At 71.3% G+C, this 16,375-nt stretch carries 16 protein-coding genes and 1 rRNA gene; 14 read left to right on the forward strand and 3 right to left on the reverse strand.

Features of this window, described 5'->3' with window-relative positions; all coding sequences use genetic code 11:
* The 9 genes from rrf to ACIPUC_RS34855 form a co-directional block, all read left to right on the forward strand.
* A 5S ribosomal RNA gene (rrf, locus tag ACIPUC_RS34815) occupies window positions 1–97 on the forward strand; the annotation flags it as partial.
* A 192-nt stretch (window positions 98–289) separates the two neighbouring features.
* Complete coding sequence (locus tag ACIPUC_RS34820; RefSeq protein ID WP_446594386.1) at window positions 290–943, forward strand: HAD family hydrolase; 654 nt, start codon at window positions 290–292, stop codon at window positions 941–943.
* A 43-nt stretch (window positions 944–986) separates the two neighbouring features.
* Entirely contained in the window at window positions 987–2,198 is a 1,212-nt protein-coding gene (locus ACIPUC_RS34825; RefSeq protein ID WP_446594387.1) for an MFS transporter, read from the forward strand.
* Entirely contained in the window at window positions 2,149–3,318 is a 1,170-nt protein-coding gene (locus ACIPUC_RS34830) for an acetoin utilization protein AcuC (protein WP_446594388.1), read from the forward strand. Before ACIPUC_RS34825 ends, ACIPUC_RS34830 begins: the two co-directional genes overlap by 50 nt.
* 78 nt (window positions 3,319–3,396) lie before the next feature.
* Window positions 3,397–4,227: a phosphatase gene (locus tag ACIPUC_RS34835; protein ID WP_446594389.1), complete on the forward strand. Its 831-nt coding sequence runs from the start codon at window positions 3,397–3,399 to the stop codon at window positions 4,225–4,227.
* Between the two features lie 114 nt (window positions 4,228–4,341).
* Complete coding sequence (locus tag ACIPUC_RS34840) at window positions 4,342–4,551, forward strand: helix-turn-helix domain-containing protein (RefSeq protein ID WP_008738568.1); 210 nt, start codon at window positions 4,342–4,344, stop codon at window positions 4,549–4,551.
* A gap of 121 nt (window positions 4,552–4,672) precedes the next feature.
* Entirely contained in the window at window positions 4,673–4,771 is a 99-nt protein-coding gene (locus ACIPUC_RS34845) for a 30S ribosomal protein bS22 (protein ID WP_003948845.1), read from the forward strand.
* Between the two features lie 100 nt (window positions 4,772–4,871).
* Window positions 4,872–5,948: an NAD-dependent epimerase/dehydratase family protein gene (locus ACIPUC_RS34850; protein ID WP_446594390.1), complete on the forward strand. Its 1,077-nt coding sequence runs from the start codon at window positions 4,872–4,874 to the stop codon at window positions 5,946–5,948.
* Complete coding sequence (locus tag ACIPUC_RS34855; protein WP_446594391.1) at window positions 5,948–6,934, forward strand: lysophospholipid acyltransferase family protein; 987 nt, start codon at window positions 5,948–5,950, stop codon at window positions 6,932–6,934. Before ACIPUC_RS34850 ends, ACIPUC_RS34855 begins: the two co-directional genes overlap by 1 nt.
* 59 nt (window positions 6,935–6,993) lie before the next feature.
* Here the strand turns inward: ACIPUC_RS34855 and ACIPUC_RS34860 are convergent, their stop codons facing one another.
* The 3 genes from ACIPUC_RS34860 to ACIPUC_RS34870 form a co-directional block, all read right to left on the reverse strand.
* Window positions 6,994–8,202 carry a DUF5667 domain-containing protein gene (locus ACIPUC_RS34860; protein WP_446594392.1) on the reverse strand — a complete coding sequence of 403 codons (1,209 nt, stop codon included), beginning with the start codon at window positions 8,200–8,202 and terminating at the stop codon, window positions 6,994–6,996.
* Between the two features lie 235 nt (window positions 8,203–8,437).
* Entirely contained in the window at window positions 8,438–9,253 is an 816-nt protein-coding gene (locus ACIPUC_RS34865; RefSeq protein WP_446594393.1) for an ECF subfamily RNA polymerase sigma factor, BldN family, read from the reverse strand.
* A gap of 396 nt (window positions 9,254–9,649) precedes the next feature.
* Entirely contained in the window at window positions 9,650–10,615 is a 966-nt protein-coding gene (locus ACIPUC_RS34870; RefSeq protein WP_446594394.1) for an HAD family hydrolase, read from the reverse strand.
* A gap of 80 nt (window positions 10,616–10,695) precedes the next feature.
* Here ACIPUC_RS34870 and ACIPUC_RS34875 point away from each other — a divergent pair, with 80 nt between their 5' ends.
* The 5 genes from ACIPUC_RS34875 (at window position 10,696) to ACIPUC_RS34895 (ending at window position 16,369) form a co-directional block, all read left to right on the forward strand.
* Window positions 10,696–10,974 (forward strand): glutaredoxin family protein, encoded by a 279-nt coding sequence (locus ACIPUC_RS34875; protein WP_446594395.1) that lies wholly within the window; start codon window positions 10,696–10,698, stop codon window positions 10,972–10,974.
* Window positions 10,975–11,245: 271 nt separating this feature from the next.
* On the forward strand, window positions 11,246–12,055 hold the full coding sequence (locus ACIPUC_RS34880; RefSeq protein ID WP_446594396.1) for a redox-sensing transcriptional repressor Rex: 810 nt from the start codon (window positions 11,246–11,248) through the stop codon (window positions 12,053–12,055).
* Window positions 12,052–13,740 (forward strand): glutamyl-tRNA reductase, encoded by a 1,689-nt coding sequence (locus tag ACIPUC_RS34885; RefSeq protein ID WP_446594397.1) that lies wholly within the window; start codon window positions 12,052–12,054, stop codon window positions 13,738–13,740. The genes ACIPUC_RS34880 and ACIPUC_RS34885 overlap by 4 nt, the downstream gene beginning before the upstream one ends.
* Window positions 13,737–14,705, forward strand: a complete 969-nt coding sequence (gene hemC, locus ACIPUC_RS34890; protein ID WP_446594398.1) for a hydroxymethylbilane synthase — start codon at window positions 13,737–13,739, stop codon at window positions 14,703–14,705. The genes ACIPUC_RS34885 and hemC overlap by 4 nt, the downstream gene beginning before the upstream one ends.
* The gene (locus ACIPUC_RS34895; protein WP_446594399.1) at window positions 14,702–16,369 is read left to right on the forward strand and encodes a uroporphyrinogen-III synthase; all 1,668 of its coding nucleotides are present in this window, start codon (window positions 14,702–14,704) and stop codon (window positions 16,367–16,369) included. Before hemC ends, ACIPUC_RS34895 begins: the two co-directional genes overlap by 4 nt.
* Window positions 16,370–16,375: the final 6 nt, after the last annotated feature.

Genomic DNA, 16,375 nt, shown 5'->3' on the forward strand with positions numbered 1-16,375 from the left:
GGAAACGCCCGGTTACATTCCGAACCCGGAAGCTAAGCCTTTCAGCGCCGATGGTACTGCAGGGGGGACCCTGTGGGAGAGTAGGACGCCGCCGAACAATCATTGCGGAAGCCCCGCACCAAACCCTCCGGGGTTCGGTGCGGGGCTTTTCTGCGTTTCGGGCGCCTGTCTGTGTTCGACCTCGACCGCTGGCCCGCTGGGGCCGGCGAGCTGAGGATCTTCCGATGTTCAGCCGATCACCAGCACGAGGCTGCCGGGAACTTGAACTGACGGCTCGTAGGGTTGGGGGATGGGCTATGACCTCGTCATCTTCGACAACGACGGCGTGCTGGTGGACAGTGAGCCGCTCGCCAACAGCATCCTGGCCGGGTACCTGAGCGAGATCGGGCACCCGACCTCGTACGAGGACTCGCTCCGCGACTACATGGGCGCCGCCGTGCACCGGGTGCACGACCTCGTGCTCGAACGGTCCGGGAAGCGGCTGCCGGACGAGTTCGACGAGACGCTGCACTCGCGGACCTTCGCCGCCTTCGAGCGGGAGCTGCGGCCCGTGCCCGGGGTGGAAGAGGTGCTCGGGGCGCTGACCGCGCACGGGATCGGGTACTGCGTGACCTCCTCCTGGAGTCCCGAGCGGATCCGCGTCGGGCATCGGGCGGCCGGGCTCGACGGGTGGTTCGAAGAGGAGTGGATCTTCAGCTCCGAGGACGTGGGCCAGGGGAAGCCGGCGCCCGATCTGTTCCTGCACGCGGCCCGGGCGATGGGCGTGGAGCCCGCGCGGTGTGTCGTCGTCGAGGACAGCCCGCCGGGCATCAAGGCCGCCGTGGCCGCGGGCATGGATGTGCTCGCGTTCACGGCGATGCTGCCTGCCGACCGGCTTCCCGGGGCCACCGCGTACTTCGGGGACATGAAGCAGCTCCCGGGGCTCCTGCAACTGCCCGTGTGATCTCTCTACCCACGGGTAGCCCCGGGCCCTACGCTGACCCGCCATGACGGTTGATGTGCGGCTGCGGCGCGGGCGCAGCGCCCTGGGGTTCAGCTTCTTCGCGCAGGGCGTGGCCTTCGCGCTGCTCGTGACGCGGATCCCGGCCATCCAGGACCGGTACGGGATATCCGACGGCCTGCTGCCCGCCTTCCTCGCCGCCGTGCCGATCCTCGCCGGGGTCGCCAGCGTCGCCACCGAGCACCTGGTGAAGCGGGTGGCGCCCAGCGCGGTGCTGAGGTGGGCGCAGCCCGTGGTGCTGCTCGCGCTGCTCGGTGTCGGAGCCGGCAGCGAGATGTGGCACGTGGCGGTGGCCCTGGGGGTGTTCGGGCTGTCGGTGGGGGCGCTGGACGCCTCGATGAACATGCTCGGCGTCAGCCTCCAGCGGGCGTACGGGCGCAGCATCATGCTCGGCTTCCACGCCGCGTACAGCCTCGGGGGGATCGCCGGGGCCTCGGCCGCATGGGCCGGGGCGCATTGGCATCTGGACCTGCTGCCGAGCTATCTGCCGGCCGTGGCGGTACTGGTGCCGCTGGTCCTGCTGGGCAGCCGCAGATACGTCGACGCGCCGTTCGAGGCGGCCGGGGAGAAGGGGCTGGGCGCCGGCGGCGCCAAGCTGCTGCTGCCGCTCTGCCTGGTGATGGCGTGCGCGTACATCGGGGACTCGACGGTGGCGAACTGGAGTGCCAAGTACCTCCAGGACGTGCTGGGGAGCTCCGAGCAGCTGGCGACCGTCCCGTACAACGTCTACATGGTCACCACCCTGATCGGGCGGGCCGTCGGGGACCTGGGGGTGCGGCGCTTCGGGGCCGCGGCAGTGGTGCGGGGCGGGACGGTGGTCGCGGCCGCCGGGTTCGCGGTCGTGGCGGCGGCGCCGGGGGCGTGGGTGGGGATGCTCGGGTTCACGCTGCTGGGGATCGGGCTGTGCGTGATCGTGCCGCAGACCTTCGCGGCCGCGGGCAGGTTGTTCCCGGGGAATTCGGACACGGCGATAGCCCGGCTGAACATCTTCAACTACGTCGGCTTCCTGATCGGGTCGCCGCTCGTCGGCGGGATCGGGGACGCGTGGAGCTACCGGGGCGCGATGCTCGTGCCGATGGTCCTCGTGCTGGTCACGCTGTTCCATGCCCGCTCGTTCGGGCCGCGGGACGCCCGATACGGTGTCGGGCATGAGCGGCCGCGGGTTGTTGATGTGGGACGAGGCGGTAACGAAGTATGACTTCGGGCCCGGCCATCCGATGGATCCGGTGCGTCTGGCGCTGACCATGGGCCTGGTGCGCGCCTTCGGGCTGGACCGGGCCATGGAGGTACGGGCGGGCCGGGCGGCCGGGGACTCGACGCTGAGGCTCGTGCACCGGGAGGACTACGTCGCCGCGGTGCACGAGGTGTCCGCCGATCCCGGGATCGCCGACGGCTCGTACGGGCTGGGGACCATGGACGATCCGGCGTTCCACGGCATGCACGAGGCGTCCGCGCTGATCGCCGGGCAGTCGGTGGCGGGGGCGGAGGCCGTTTGGCGGGGCGAGGCCGCGCACGCCGTCAACTTCGCGGGCGGGCTGCACCATGCGATGCCGGGCGGGGCGGCCGGTTTCTGCGTGTACAACGACGCGGCGCTGGCCGTGGCCCGGCTGCTGGAGCTGGGGGCCGAGCGGGTCGCGTACGTGGATGTGGACGTCCATCACGGGGACGGCGTACAGGCGGCATTCTGGGACGACCCGCGGGTGCTGACGATCTCCCTGCACGAGCACCCCCGGACGCTGTTCCCGCAGACCGGCTGGCCGGAGGAGACGGGCGGTGCGGCGGCCGAGGGGTCGGCGGTGAACGTCGCGCTGCCGGCGGGGACCGGGGACAAGGGCTGGCTGCGGGCCTTCCACGCCACGGTGCCGGAGCTGCTGGCGGACTTCCGTCCGCAGGTGCTGGTGACCCAGCACGGTGCCGACACGCACTTCGAGGACCCGCTGGCCCATCTGGCGGTGTCCCTGGACGCCCAGCGGGCCGTCCAGGAGTCCTGTCACCGGCTGGCGCACGAGTACGCGGACGGGCGGTGGCTGGCGCTCGGCGGCGGCGGGTACGCGGTGGTGGACGTCGTACCGCGGTCGTGGACGCACCTGGTGGCGATCGCCGCGCACCGGCCGATCGACCCGGCGACCGCGGTCCCGGCCTCCTGGCGGGACGAGGTGTACGCGCGGACGCGGCAGCTGGCGCCGGCCCGGATGACGGACGGGCGCGAGGTGGCGTGGCGGGAATGGGACGCGGGCTACGATCCGGCGGACCGCACGGATCAAGCCGTCCTCGCCGCCCGGCGCGCGGTGTTCCCGCTGCGCGGCATGCTGACCTGATGATGCATCGTTACGCCAACTGTGGGGCGGTTCTCCGGAATTGATGATCCGCCAGGTTCGGTGGGGCAGCATCGGAGGGTGTTGAGCTCCGGCGCGCTGCGTGCGCATCTGCTGGCCGCCCGGTTGGCCGGGCCCGTCGCGACGTCCCGGGAGGAGAGCCTGCGCAGCTACCGGCTGTTCGCGGCGCGCGATCCGCGGGTGCTGCTCGGGCTGGATCCGGAGTGGGCGTGGGGCGAGGGTGACCTGCTGAGGCTGATGGCGGACAAGTGCGGGGTGTCGGCGGACCCGGCGCACGTCAGCGGGCCGGACGTGATCGATCCCGAGCGGACGATGGCCGCGCTGGAGGCCTTTGCGGGGCGGCTGCGGGCGGCGGCCGGGGCGCGGTCGCCGGTGCTGTTCGGGACGGGGCATCCGCACCGGCTCCTGGGCTTCTACGCCGGATTGGCCGAGGCGATGTCGGCGGCGGGCTGTGTTGTCCTCACTCCGGCGCAGGGGGTGAGTGTCGACATGGCGACCCGGTTCGGCGTACGCACGTACAGCATCGATTACGTACGGGGGGTCGCACTGGTGCGGGACCCCGGCGTGCGGCCACCGGGGAGTGCGACCGGCGCGCACTCCCATTCGCCGCTGCCGGTCCGGCTCGCGCTGGGGGCCTTGGCGGACGCAGGCGGGCCGTTGCCGGAGTTGGTGGTGGGGGATCACGGGTGGGTCTGCGGTGCTGGTCAGCTGGGTGTGGAGGCGATCGGGCTGGCGGATACGGACGATCCCGCGCTCTTCGTGGGCGAGGCCGAGGGGCGCGTCTCGGTGGCCGTTCCGATCGATGACGCGGTGCGTGCGGACTACTACCGACCGCTTACGCGCTATGTGCTCAATCGGGCGAGTCTGACGGGGTGGCAGGAGTGGCTGTAGCTCCTCTTCCCCACTCGTATCACGCGCCCCTACTCTGGGGAGTGAGCGTGCGACGACGAGGAGTAACCGGAGGGGAAGCCGGTGCCCGTCATGCGCGGAAGGTCAAGGTGTGTCATGGCTGCTGGCGAGAGGCCTCTCAGTGAGGTTCAGTTCCTGACCGTGGCGGAGGTTGCCTCGGTGATGCGAGTGTCGAAGATGACCGTGTACCGGCTGGTGCACAACGGTCATCTGCCCGCAATCCGGGTGGGCCGGTCCTTCCGGGTCCCCGAGAATGCGGTCCACGAGTACCTCCGAGAGTCCTATGTGGGGGTGGAGTCGGCCTGAGACTGACCTCGGCATGCCCTCGGATTACAAGCTCGGAGCTCGGGACGGTAGGCTAGGCCGACGTAGGTCGTGTGGGCCCCGACGCCCCGCACCGAATGAAGAGAAGTGAGCGAGGGTAGTCGTGGGCTCTGTTATCAAGAAGCGGCGCAAGCGGATGGCTAAGAAGAAGCACCGCAAGCTGCTCAAGCGCACCCGCGTCCAGCGCCGTAACAAGAAGTAAACGGCAGCTGTACGTGTTTTCCGCAGCCCCTCCACCAGACTTTGGTGGAGGGGCTGCGGTGCAGCCGGGGGACTTCTTCTTCTAGGGAGGCGCTGAGCTCGTGGGGAAGGTCGTACTCGTCACCGGGGCTGCCCGGCAGCTGGGCGGCCGCTTCGTGCGCCGCATCCAGCGCGACCCGGATGTCGAGCGGGTGATCGCGGTCGACGCCGTGACTCCGCCACACCGGCTCGGATCGGCCGAGTTCGTCCGTACGGACATCAGGCAGTCGGCGATCGCCCGCGTGCTGGCCGAGCACGCCGTCGACACGGTGGTCCATCTGGCGGTCACCGGGGGCAGCGTGGGCACCGGCGGGGCGCACAGCACCGTCAAGGAAACGAACGTCATCGGGACGATGCAGCTCCTGGGGGCATGCCAGAAGTCCCCGACGGTACGGCGGCTCGTGGTGAAGTCCAGTACCAGTGTGTACGGGGGCACCTCGCGGGATCCGGCCGTCTTCACCGAGACCACGCAGCCGAAGTCGCTGCCGGCGGGCGGGTTCGCCAAGGACGCCGCCGAGGTCGAGGGCTACGTACGGGGCTTCGCGCGCAGGCGGCCGGACGTCGCGGTGTGCGTGCTGCGGTTCGCGAACATCCTGGGCCCCTTCGCCGATTCGGCCCTCGCCGAGTACTTCTCGATCCCCGTCATGCCGACCGTGCTGGGTTACGACCCGCGTTTGCAGTTCGTCCACGAGGACGACGTGCTCGACGTGCTGCGGCTGGCGGCGAAGGAGCCGCGCCGGGGCACGCTGAACAGCGGGACCTTCAACATCGCGGGGGACGGCGTACTGCTGTTGTCGCAGTGCTCGCGGCGGCTGGGGCGGCCGACGCTGCCGCTGCTGCTGCCCGCCGTGACGTGGGTGGGGTCGGCGCTGCGGGCGGTCGGGATCACCGACTTCTCTCCGGAGCAGATAAGGCTCCTCACGCACGGCCGGGTCGTGGAGACCTCGCAGATGCGGGACGTGCTCGGCTTCGAGCCGATGTACACGACCGCCGAGACCTTCGCGGACTTCGCGCGGAGCCGCGGGGGCGGCCTGCTGTCGCCGGAGCGGGCGGCGCGGGCCGTGGACCGGGTGGCGGCCGTGCTGAAGGTGGACGGCCTGGAGGCAGACGTGGACGCGGTTGAAGGAGCGAAGAGATAGTGGCGGACGCCAAGGTCATTCCGTTCGACGAGGACCGGCCGCGCCGGCGGGCGCCGCGCATGGTCCGGGCGGTGTCCGCTCCCGAGCCGGCTGTGGAGCCGGTGGAGGAGCCGCCTGCGGCGGTGCCGGAGCGGGCGCCCGCGGGCGGCGGCTGGGAGCGGAGGATCGCCGGCGGGCTGGCGTTCCTGCGGCGGCGGGTCACCGGGGAGTACGAGGTCGACGAGTTCGGCTACGACAAGGAGCTGACGGACCAGGTCCTGATGTCCCTGATGCGGCCGCTGTTCGACAAGTACTTCCGGGTCGAGGTCAAGGGCATCGAGAACATCCCGAAGGAGGGTGGTGCGCTGATCGTGGCGAACCACTCGGGGACGCTGCCGCTGGACGGGCTGATGCTGCAGGTGGCGGTGCACGACCACCACCCGGCGCAGCGGCACCTGCGGCTGCTCGCGGCGGATCTGGTGTTCATGCTGCCGGTGGTCAACGAGCTGGCGCGGAAGGCCGGTCACACCCTGGCGTGCGCGGAGGACGCGCAACGGCTGCTGGAGGCCGGGGAGCTGGTCGGGGTGATGCCCGAGGGCTTCAAGGGGATAGGGAAGCCGTTCGGAGACCGGTACAAGCTGCAGCGCTTCGGGCGGGGCGGGTTCGTGTCGACGGCGCTCCGTGCGGGGACGCCGATCGTGCCGTGCTCGATCGTGGGGGCGGAGGAGATCTACCCGATGGTCGGCAACGCGAAGACCCTCGCGCGGCTGTTGGGCATCCCGTACTTCCCGATCACGCCGACGTTCCCGTGGCTGGGGCCGCTCGGGGCGGTGCCCTTGCCGACGAAGTGGACGATCCAGTTCGGCGAGCCGATCGCGACCGCGGGGTATGCGGCCGAGGCGGCGGAGGATCCGATGCTGATGTTCAACCTGACGGACCAGGTGCGGGAGCAGATCCAGCACACGCTGTACAAGCTGCTGGTGCAGCGGCGGTCCGTGTTCTTCTGAGCGGACGCAGCGAGGAACGCCGGCGGGGCTGTGAGCAGCCTCGCCGGCGTTTTCGCGTACTACTCCGCGTCCTCCGCGTTGATGCCCAGGCCCGGGAGGAGGCCCGGGAGGAGGGGCGGGAGGGTGATGTCGGGCTTGGGCTGGTCCGGGGTGCCCGGGGAGGGCGGGGTCGACTGGCCTGCCGGCGGGTTCAGCAGGTCGCCCGTACCGCCCAGGAGGCCGCCCGGGGTCGGGGGCAGGCTGCTGCTGCCCGACGGGGACGGCGCGGGGCTGCCCGACGGGCTGCCGGAGGCCGGTGCGGACTGCTGCTTGCCGCTCGGGGTGCCCGGCTTGGCCGGGGTGCCGGAGGAGCTGGAGCCGCGGGTCTGCTCGGGTGGCTTCGGGAGCAGGCTCTGCAGCGGCGCCACGTCTTCGTCTATGGCCTGGAAGACCGACTCCACCTCGCCGCCCACGTCCGTGAGCTGCGCGGGAAGCTTCTCCCGGAGCTTGCCCCAGGCGTCGCGGTGGGAGCGGGAGAACGAGGACAGGGCCTGGATCGGGCCGAGCTCGCCGTTCCGTTCGTAGGCCGCCTGGAGGAGCCGGTGGCCCTCTCCCGCGTCGTGCTTCACCCCCGCCAGCGCGCGGCGGATCTCGCCCAGGACCTCGTGGTCCAGCACGCTTCCGCCCCGGCCGCGCTCCATCAGCCTGCGGGCTTCCGACAGGCGGTTCGAGGCCTGGTCGAGATAGAGCTCGCCCCGGTCCGAATCGTCGTCGGCCATCCCGAGCTTCAGGTCCTCCATGCCCCGCTTCACGGGGTAGAGGTGGTCACCGGGCAGGGCGTCGGTACTGGCAGCGGCCACTCCGCTGAAGGCCCCCGCGGCCACACCTACGGTGAGACCGCCTGCCGCGATGCCCTTGGACCAGCGGGAGCGGGGCCGCAATTTCCGGAGCGATGCCGCCCGGTGGGCGCCGCGGCCGGTCCGCTGTTCGGGCACCTGAGGGTCCGGGGCGGCACCGCCCCCGGCCCTCTCCTCCAGCACCATGGCCTCCATGGCGGCAACGAGCTGGGCTCGCTGCACCACTTTGACGTCTGGGTCCAGCACTGGGCGCGGCGTTCGTTCGCCGAGCACGCTCGCCAGGGCCAACAGCCGGTCGTGGTCGGCAGGTTCGGCAGGTGCCTCGGACTGCTCGGCCGCCGGGTCCGGTTCCGAAAGGTCGGACGGGGTCCGATCCTCCAGGGCCTGGGCGAAGGCGTTCGCCCGCCGGTGCGGAGTCACGTTCGCGATCACTGGCGGCACCTCCTCTCGTCATGACGATCGACTCCCCAGGGTGTCCGGAAGGTTGCCTTCCTTGAGCACATCCACACTTTCGAGTGAGCGGCTTCGGTCAGGGCGTGTCCACAGGGGGTCTGCATTCCGCACAACGAGCGTCGCGGCACTTGGGTTACGGACGAAGGATGATCGGACCACAGCGTCATCGAGGGGTCACCGGATGTATGTGAGTTTGTGTTGATGTGTGGAGGGGTCAGCGGGCGTCGTCCGGGAGGAGCCGGGCCAGCGTGCGCACCGCCCGGTACTGGAGCGTCTTGATGGCTCCCTCGTTCTTCCCCATGACCCGGGCCGTCTCGGCGACCGAGAGGCCTTGCAGGAAGCGCAGGGTCACGCACTCCTGCTGCTGCGGATTGAGTTTCCGTACGGCTTCCAGCAGGGCCGCGTTGGAGAGGGACTCCAGGACGGAGTCCTCGGGGCTGCGCTCGACCTCGTTGGCGTCGAGCATCTCGCCGGTGGTGACCTCCAGCCGGAAGCGGCTGGACTTGAAGTGGTCGGCCACCAGGTTGCGGGCGATCGTCACGAGCCAGGCCCCGAAGTCGCGGCCCTGCCAGGTGAAGGTGGAGATGCGGCGCAGCGCGCGCAGGAAGGTCTCGCTGGTGAGATCCTCCGCCGTCGCCTTGCCGCCGACGCGGTAGTAGATGTAGCGGTAGACCGTGTCGCTGTACTGGTCGTAGAGGCGGCCGAAGGCCTCGGCCTCGCCGGCCTGGGCGCGTTCGACCAGGTCCATCATGCGGGCCTGGTCGCTGTCCGCGGTGGGGCGGCGGGGGGCGGCCTGGGTGCTGGTGCCGGCGGCGCTGTTCGAGCCGCCGGCCGCGCGACCTCGTCTGCCCACCGTCGCTCCGCCGTCGGTCAGGGCATAGCAAGGACCGGCCGGGCCGAGCCCGGCAGGGACCGCGGCGGCGAAGGCGGGGACGGCGTACGCGGTGGGGACGAAGCCGCGCAGGTGGTCGAGGACCGTTGCGCGCAGCGTAGCCAGGCCCGAGGCGTCAACCCCGACAGGTGGGTACACGGGACTCCCAGAGGCAGAGCTTCCATCACGTGCAGTGCGGGACCGTTCACCCGTCGTGGCGACAGATGGCCGGTGGCATGCGTTTGAGGAGAATAACGCTTCGTACAGGCAGCGCTACACCCAGTTGCACAAATCACCGGTTCCGACACTTCCGTTGCGTGTCGAGGGCATATTCAGTCGCAGTTGGTGATCGGTTGGTGATCACTTGGGTGCGCGGAATGGACGCTTCCGTGGGGGCTCGCGACCGAGTCGGGCAGGCCGGAGTGCCCTGCCCCGTCCGGGGGTAGGGCTGGGGGAATGACCCTGGGGCGGCGGTCCGGGAGCCGGCTGTGCGCCGACCGCCCGGCGTGCGGGGGCTCCGGTGCTGGCGGCGGCCCCTCGACGGGCCCGGCGCGGCTAGCGGCGGCGGCGGTGCAGGGCGATGGCGGCGGCCGCGCCGCCCGCGATCGCGCCGACTCCGGCGGCCGCCGGGACGCCGACCTTCACCGCCTTGCGGCCGGTCCGATAGTCGCGCAGCCGCCAGTCGTTGGTACGGGCATGCTTGCGCAGTTTTGTGTCGGGATTGATCGCGTACGGATGCCCGACCAGCGACAGCATCGGGATGTCGTTGTGCGAATCGCTGTACGCGGCGCAGCGTTCGAGATCGAGGCCCTCGGCGGCGGCCAGGGCGCGAACCGCCTCCGCCTTGGCGGGGCCGTGCAGCGGTTCGCCGACCAGGCGGCCGGTGTAGATCCCGTCGACCGACTCGGCGACGGTGCCCAGCGCGCCGGTCAGCCCGAGCCTGCGGGCGATGATCGTGGCGGTCTCGACGGGGGCGGCGGTGACCAGCCACACCTTCTGGCCGGCGTCGAGGTGGGCCTGGGCCAGGGCGCGGGTGCCCGGCCAGATCCGCTCGGCCATGTACTCGTCGTAGATCTCCTCGCCGATGGCCATCAGCTCGGAGACCTTGTGGCCCTTGACGATGGACAGGGCGCTGTCGCGGGCGTCCTGCATGTGGTTCGGGTCCTCGACCCCGGCGAGCCGGAACCAGGCCTGCTGCCAGGCGAAGCGGGCCAGCTCGCGGCGGCGGAAGAACTCGCGCTTGTAGAGGCCGCGGCCGAAGTGGAAGATCGCGGCGCCCTGCATGACGGTGTTGTCGAGGTCGAAGAAGGCGGCGGCGAGGTCGTCGCCCGCGACGGGGAACTCCGGCTCCTCCCCTTCCTCCACGAGGGCCTCGAGGTCGGTGTCGAGGTCGGGTTCCGTGAGGTGTGGGGCTCCGGCCAGCGCGGTCTTCCGGGCGGCCTCGGCCGAGGCCTCGCCTGCCAGCACGCTCCGCGCGCTTGCGGAGCGTCTACGGGGGGTGAGCCATCCGAGAGCGGCCATGCGGCGAGCATAGCCACTGTGTTCGGGAGTTCTCGAACCGATGGGAAACGGAGGCGTTAACACTTCGGGAGAATGAGGCCATGAGCCCTTTGTTGCGACGCAAGGAAAAGAAGCGTCCCGCCGACCGGATGGTGACGCTCGTCGGGAAGCCGGGGTGCCATCTGTGCGATGACGCCCAGGAGGTCATCGAGAAGGTGTGCGCGCAGACCGGCGCGCAGTGGGAGAAGAAGGACATCTCGCAGGACGAGGAGCTCTACCGGCTGTACTGGGAGCAGATTCCGGTGGTGCTGGTGGATGGCGAACAGCACACCTTCTGGAGGGTGAACCCGGACCGGCTGCGGCGGGCGTTGGAGGGCTGACCCCCACCCGGTTACCATCATGGGCGATTTGTGGGGTCTGGGGGCGTATCTGTGAGGAGTGTGTGCAGTTTTGCCCCCTTTGGGATTTGAACGGGTTCGGCGTGCCGTTGGTTCCGCCCTTCCGTGTCGAGGCGGCGTGACCCCGGTCACTTTGGTCGGACAAATTGGACACAATCTTTGTGCACGCGTTCACAAAGGCATAGCCTGCTGTCGACGGGGCGGTCCTGGGACAAGTGGCCGCCTGCAGCCCCGCTCATCCCGCAGGAGCATCGTGGCAACTGGCCGAACTCACCGACCGGCGACCCGCAGCCGAGGTATTCCCGAGGCCACTGTCGCCCGGCTTCCGCTGTACTTGCGTGCCCTCACCGCGCTCTCCGAGCGATCGGTGCCCACGGTGTCCTCCGAGGAGCTCGCGGCCGCCGCCGGAGTCAACTCCGCGAAGCTGCGCAAGGACTTCTCCTACCTGGGCTCCTACGGCACCCGTGGCGTCGGCTACGACGTGGAGTACCTCGTCTACCAGATCTCCCGCGAACTCGGACTGACGCAGGACTGGCCGGTTGTCATCGTCGGCATCGGCAACCTCGGCGCCGCGCTCGCCAACTACGGCGGCTTCGCGTCGCGCGGTTTCCGCGTCGCCGCGCTGATCGACGCCGACCCGGCGATGGCCGGCAAGCCGGTGGCCGGGATCCCCGTGCAGCACACCGATGAGCTGGAGAAGATCATCGAGGAGAACGGGGTCTCGATCGGCGTCATCGCGACGCCGGCCGGTGCCGCGCAGCAGGTCAGCGAGCGGCTGATCGCCGCCGGTGTCACCTCGATCCTGAACTTCGCCCCGACCGTGCTCTCCGTGCCCGACGGCGTGGACGTGCGCAAGGTCGACCTCTCCATCGAGCTCCAGATCCTGGCGTTCCACGAGCAGCGCAAGGCCGGCGAGGAAGCCGCCGCCGCGGCCGCCGAGACGGGCTCATCCGTGGGCGGAGCGGCCCCCGCCGCGGCCGTGGTGCCGCCGGCCGGTCGGGTCGCCGCCGAGGCGCGCAAGGGCGGGCCCGAGGGTGACGTGCCGGCGGTGATGCCGGCATGAGTCTGCTCGTCGTAGGGCTGAGCCACCGCAGCGCCCCGGTGAGCGTGCTGGAGCGTGCCTCGCTGTCCGCGGACGCCAAGGTCAAGCTGCTGCACGACACCCTCGCCGCCGAGCCGGCGACGGAGGCGGCGGTGCTCGCCACGTGCAACCGGATCGAGCTGTACGCGGACGTGGACAAGTTCCACGCCGGTGTCGCCGAGCTGTCCACGCTGCTGGCCCAGCACAGCGGGGTGGCTCTGGAGGAGCTCACGCCGTACCTCTACGTGCACTACGAGGACCGGGCCGTGCACCACCTCTTCTCGGTGGCGTGCGGGCTGGACTCGATGGTCGTGGGCGAGGGGCAGATCCTCGGCCAGATCAAGGACGCGCTGGCGCTGGGGCAGGAGCTGCACACCGCCGGGCGGCTGATCAACGACCTGTTCCAGCAGGCGCTGCGGGTCGGCAAGCGGGCGCACTCGGAGACCGGGATCGACCGGGCCGGCCAGTCGCTGGTCACGTTCGGACTGGAGCAGCTCGCCGTTCACCTGCCGGTGGGCGAGTGGGCCGCCGGGAAGCGGGCGCTGGTCATCGGCGCCGGGTCGATGTCCTCGCTGGCCGCGGCGACGCTGGCGCGGGTCGGGGTCGCCGAGGTCGTGGTGGCGAACCGGACCGCCGAGCGGGCGGAGCGGCTGGTGGAGATTCTGGTTGCCTCAGGCACGGGTGTGCGGGCTTCGGCCATTTCGATGGCCGGTGTCGCCCAGGAGCTGACACGAGTCGATGTCGTGGTGTCCTGCACCGGTGCCACCGGGCTCGTGCTGACCGCCGATGACGTGCTCGCCGCCGTGTCCTGGGGCTCCGCTCCAGACCCCGCTCCTCAAACGCCGGAGGGGCTGGATTCGGCTCCCGCCGGACCTTCGGCTCACGCCGTGGGGCCGGATTCGGCCGACGTCGTGGCTCGGCTGGCCGCCGCCGCCATGACGCACGGGCGACTTGCGGATGCCGGGGCCGCGCGGACCATCAGCGCCGTCGAGGCCGACGGGTGTCCCGTGGGGCCCGACGGGCGGTCCGCGTTGACCGGGGTCGACGCCAACTCGCTCGAGCTGCACGGGACCTGGGCCGACCAGGGTGAGGCCGCCGCACAGCGCCAGCCCCGGCGCAGCACCCGTACGCAGGCCGACGGCTCCAGCGTGCGGCTCGCGCTGCTGGACCTGGCCATGCCCCGGGACATCGACGCCGCCGTGCACCGGATTCCCGGAGTGCGGCTGGTCGACATCGAGAGCCTGGCCGAGGCGTCCGCGGACGCCCCGATGGCCGCCGACGTCGACGCCGTGCGCGCGATAGTCGCCGCGGAAGTGGCGGCCTTCGGCGCGGCCCAGCGGGCCGCGCACATCACGCCCACCGTCGTCGCCCTGCGGGCCATGGCGGCCGAGGTCGTGGCCATGGAAGTGGCGCGGCTCGACGGGCGGGTTCCCGATCTCGACGAGCGGCAGCGGGCCGAGGTCACCCAGACCGTGCGCCGCGTCGTCGACAAGCTCCTGCACGCGCCGACCGTGCGCGTGAAGCAGCTCGCGAGCGAGCCCGGCGGCGCCGGGTACGCCGAGGCGCTGCGCGAACTCTTCGACCTCGACCCTCAGACGGTGGCTTCCGTCAGCCGGGCAGACGCGGCCGATCCCTTGAACGACGACGACCCAGGACGGGCATCATGAACACACGTCCCGACCAGCCGCTGCGGCTCGGTACGCGGCGGAGCAAGCTGGCCATGTCCCAGTCGGGCCACGTCGCCGAGGCGGTACGGGCGATCACCGGCCGGCCCGTCGAGCTCGTGGAGATCACGACGTACGGCGACGTGTCGCGCGAGCACCTCGCGCAGATCGGCGGGACGGGCGTGTTCGTCACGGCCCTGCGCGACGCGCTGCTGCGCCACGAGGTCGACTTCGCCGTGCACTCGCTGAAGGACCTGCCGACCGGGCAGCCCGACGACCTCGTGATCGCGGCCATGCCGCGTCGCGAGGACGCGCGGGACGCGCTCGTCGCCCGGGACGGTCTGACCTTCGAGCAGCTGCCCGACGGCGCCCGCATCGGCACCGGTTCGCCGCGGCGGATGGCCCAGCTGAACCACTACGCCCGCTCGCTCGGCAAGCGGATCGAGACCGTACCGATCCGCGGGAACGTCGACACCCGCATCGGGTTCGTACGGGACGGGGAGCTCGACGCCGTCGTGCTCGCCGCCGCCGGTCTGAACCGGATCGGGCGCAGTGACGAGGCCACCGACCTGCTGTCGGTCGACCACGTGCTGCCCGCTCCCGGCCAGGGAGCCCTGGCCGTGGAGTGCCTCGCGTCCGACACGGACCTCATCGCCGCGCTCGGCGAACTCGACGACCCGCACACCCGGGCCGCCGTGACCGCCGAGCGTTCCCTGCTCGCCGCCCTCGAGGCCGGCTGCAGCGCACCCGTGGGCGCGTTCGCCGATCTTTTGGCCGACGGACGGATTGTCAATGAAATGCGCCTGCGCGGCGTCGTCGGAACCCTCGACGGCTCGACGCTGGTGCAGCTGTCCACCACCGGTCCCGTGCCCCAGTCGTACGACGAGGCCATGTCTCTCGGCCGCGAACTCGCGGACGAGATGCTGGCCAAGGGCGCGGCCGGTCTGATGGGGGAGCGATCGCTTTGAACCCCTCAAGTCCGACCACCTCCGCTTTCCCGGCACTCGCCGCCCACGGACACGTCACCTTCCTCGGTGCCGGCCCCGGCGACCCGGGTCTGCTGACGCTGCGCGCCGTCGAGGCACTCGCCGCCGCGGACGTACTGATCGCGGAGCCCGAGGTGCTCGACGTCGTACGGACGCATGCGCGCGCGGGTGTCGACACGCCGCAGCTGACGGTCGCTGACGAAGTGTCAGCAGCCGCCGGGGTGCCGGTGATCCGGGACGCCGCCAATCTTGTCATGGAGGCCGCACGGTCCGGCAGGCGGGTCGTACGTGCCGTCACCGGTGACCCCGGTCTCGACGGGAACGCGGCCGAGGAGATGCTCGTCTGCGCCACCGCCGGCATCCCCTTCGAGGTGGTGCCGGGTGTCGCGACCGCCGTCGGCGTGCCCGCGTACGCCGGTGTGCCGCTCAGCGACAAGCAGGGCGCGGACGTGCGGTTCGTGGACGCGAAGCACGCGTCGGCGCGCTGCTGGAGCGAGGTGGGGGCGAGCGACGGGATCCTCGTGGTCTCCGCGACGCTGGAGACCGTGTCGAGCGCGGCCGCCGAGCTGGTGGGCGCCGGGCGCAAGCCCGACACCCCGCTGACGGTGACCGTCGCCGGCACCACCACGCGCCAGCGGACCTGGTCCGCGACGCTGGGCACCATCGCCCAGGTGTTCAAGCAGGGCAAGGTGCTCCCCTCGCCCGAGGGCGCCCGGCCGGTCATAGCCGTGGTCGGTGAGCACAGCGCCGCCGCGCGGCGCGAGGAGCTGGCCTGGTTCGAGTCGAAGCCGCTGTTCGGCTGGCGGGTGCTCGTACCGCGTACGAAGGAGCAGGCCGCCTCGCTCTCCGACCAGCTGCGTTCGTACGGCGCGGTGCCGCACGAGGTGCCGACCATCGCCGTGGAGCCGCCGCGGACCCCGCAGCAGATGGAGCGGGCCGTGAAGGGCCTGGTGACGGGCCGCTACGAGTGGATCGCCTTCACCTCGGTCAACGCCGTGAAGGCGGTGCGCGAGAAGTTCGAGGAGTACGGGCTCGACGCGCGGGCCTTCGCGGGCATCAAGGTCGCCGCGGTGGGCGAGCAGACCGCTGCCGCGCTGGTGGAGTTCGGCGTGAAGCCGGACCTGGTGCCGAGCGGGGAGCAGTCCGCGGCCGGGCTGCTTGAGGACTGGCCGCCGTACGACCCGGTCTTCGACCCGATCGACCGCGTGTTCCTGCCGCGTGCCGACATCGCGACCGAGACGCTGGTCGCCGGGCTGATCGAACTCGGGTGGGAGGTCGACGACGTCACCGCCTACCGGACGGTGCGCGCGTCGCCGCCGCCGGCGGACACCCGCGAGGCCATCAAGGGCGGCGGCTTCGACGCCGTTCTCTTCACGTCGTCGTCGACCGTGCGGAACCTGGTGGGCATCGCCGGGAAGCCGCACAACGTGACCGTCATCGCCTGCATCGGGCCGGCGACGGCCAAGACGGCGGAGGAGCACGGGCTGCGCGTGGACGTGCTGTCGCCGGAGCCGAGCGTGAGCAAGCTGGCGGAGGCGCTGGCCGAGTACGGCGCGGCGCGCCGCGAGGCGGCCAAGGAGGCCGGCGAGACGGTGTTCCGGCCGAGCGAGCGGCGGCCGGGGGCGCGGCGTCGTCGTACGACGTGAGACGTG

The sequence above is a fragment of the Streptomyces sp. LARHCF249 genome, assembly GCF_052871255.1.

What these genes read in the sequence shown, in the direction of transcription:
- ACIPUC_RS34820 (WP_446594386.1), top strand. Translation starts at nt 290, where the DNA reads ATGGGCTATGACCTCGTCATCTTCGACAACGACGGCGTGCTGGTGGAC.
- ACIPUC_RS34825 (WP_446594387.1), top strand. Translation starts at nt 987, where the DNA reads ATGACGGTTGATGTGCGGCTGCGGCGCGGGCGCAGCGCCCTGGGGTTC.
- ACIPUC_RS34830 (WP_446594388.1), top strand. Translation starts at nt 2,149, where the DNA reads ATGAGCGGCCGCGGGTTGTTGATGTGGGACGAGGCGGTAACGAAGTAT.
- ACIPUC_RS34840 (WP_008738568.1), top strand. Translation starts at nt 4,342, where the DNA reads ATGGCTGCTGGCGAGAGGCCTCTCAGTGAGGTTCAGTTCCTGACCGTG.
- ACIPUC_RS34870 (WP_446594394.1), bottom strand. Translation starts at nt 10,615, where the DNA reads ATGGCCGCTCTCGGATGGCTCACCCCCCGTAGACGCTCCGCAAGCGCG.
- ACIPUC_RS34875 (WP_446594395.1), top strand. Translation starts at nt 10,696, where the DNA reads ATGAGCCCTTTGTTGCGACGCAAGGAAAAGAAGCGTCCCGCCGACCGG.
- ACIPUC_RS34885 (WP_446594397.1), top strand. Translation starts at nt 12,052, where the DNA reads ATGAGTCTGCTCGTCGTAGGGCTGAGCCACCGCAGCGCCCCGGTGAGC.
- hemC (WP_446594398.1), top strand. Translation starts at nt 13,737, where the DNA reads ATGAACACACGTCCCGACCAGCCGCTGCGGCTCGGTACGCGGCGGAGC.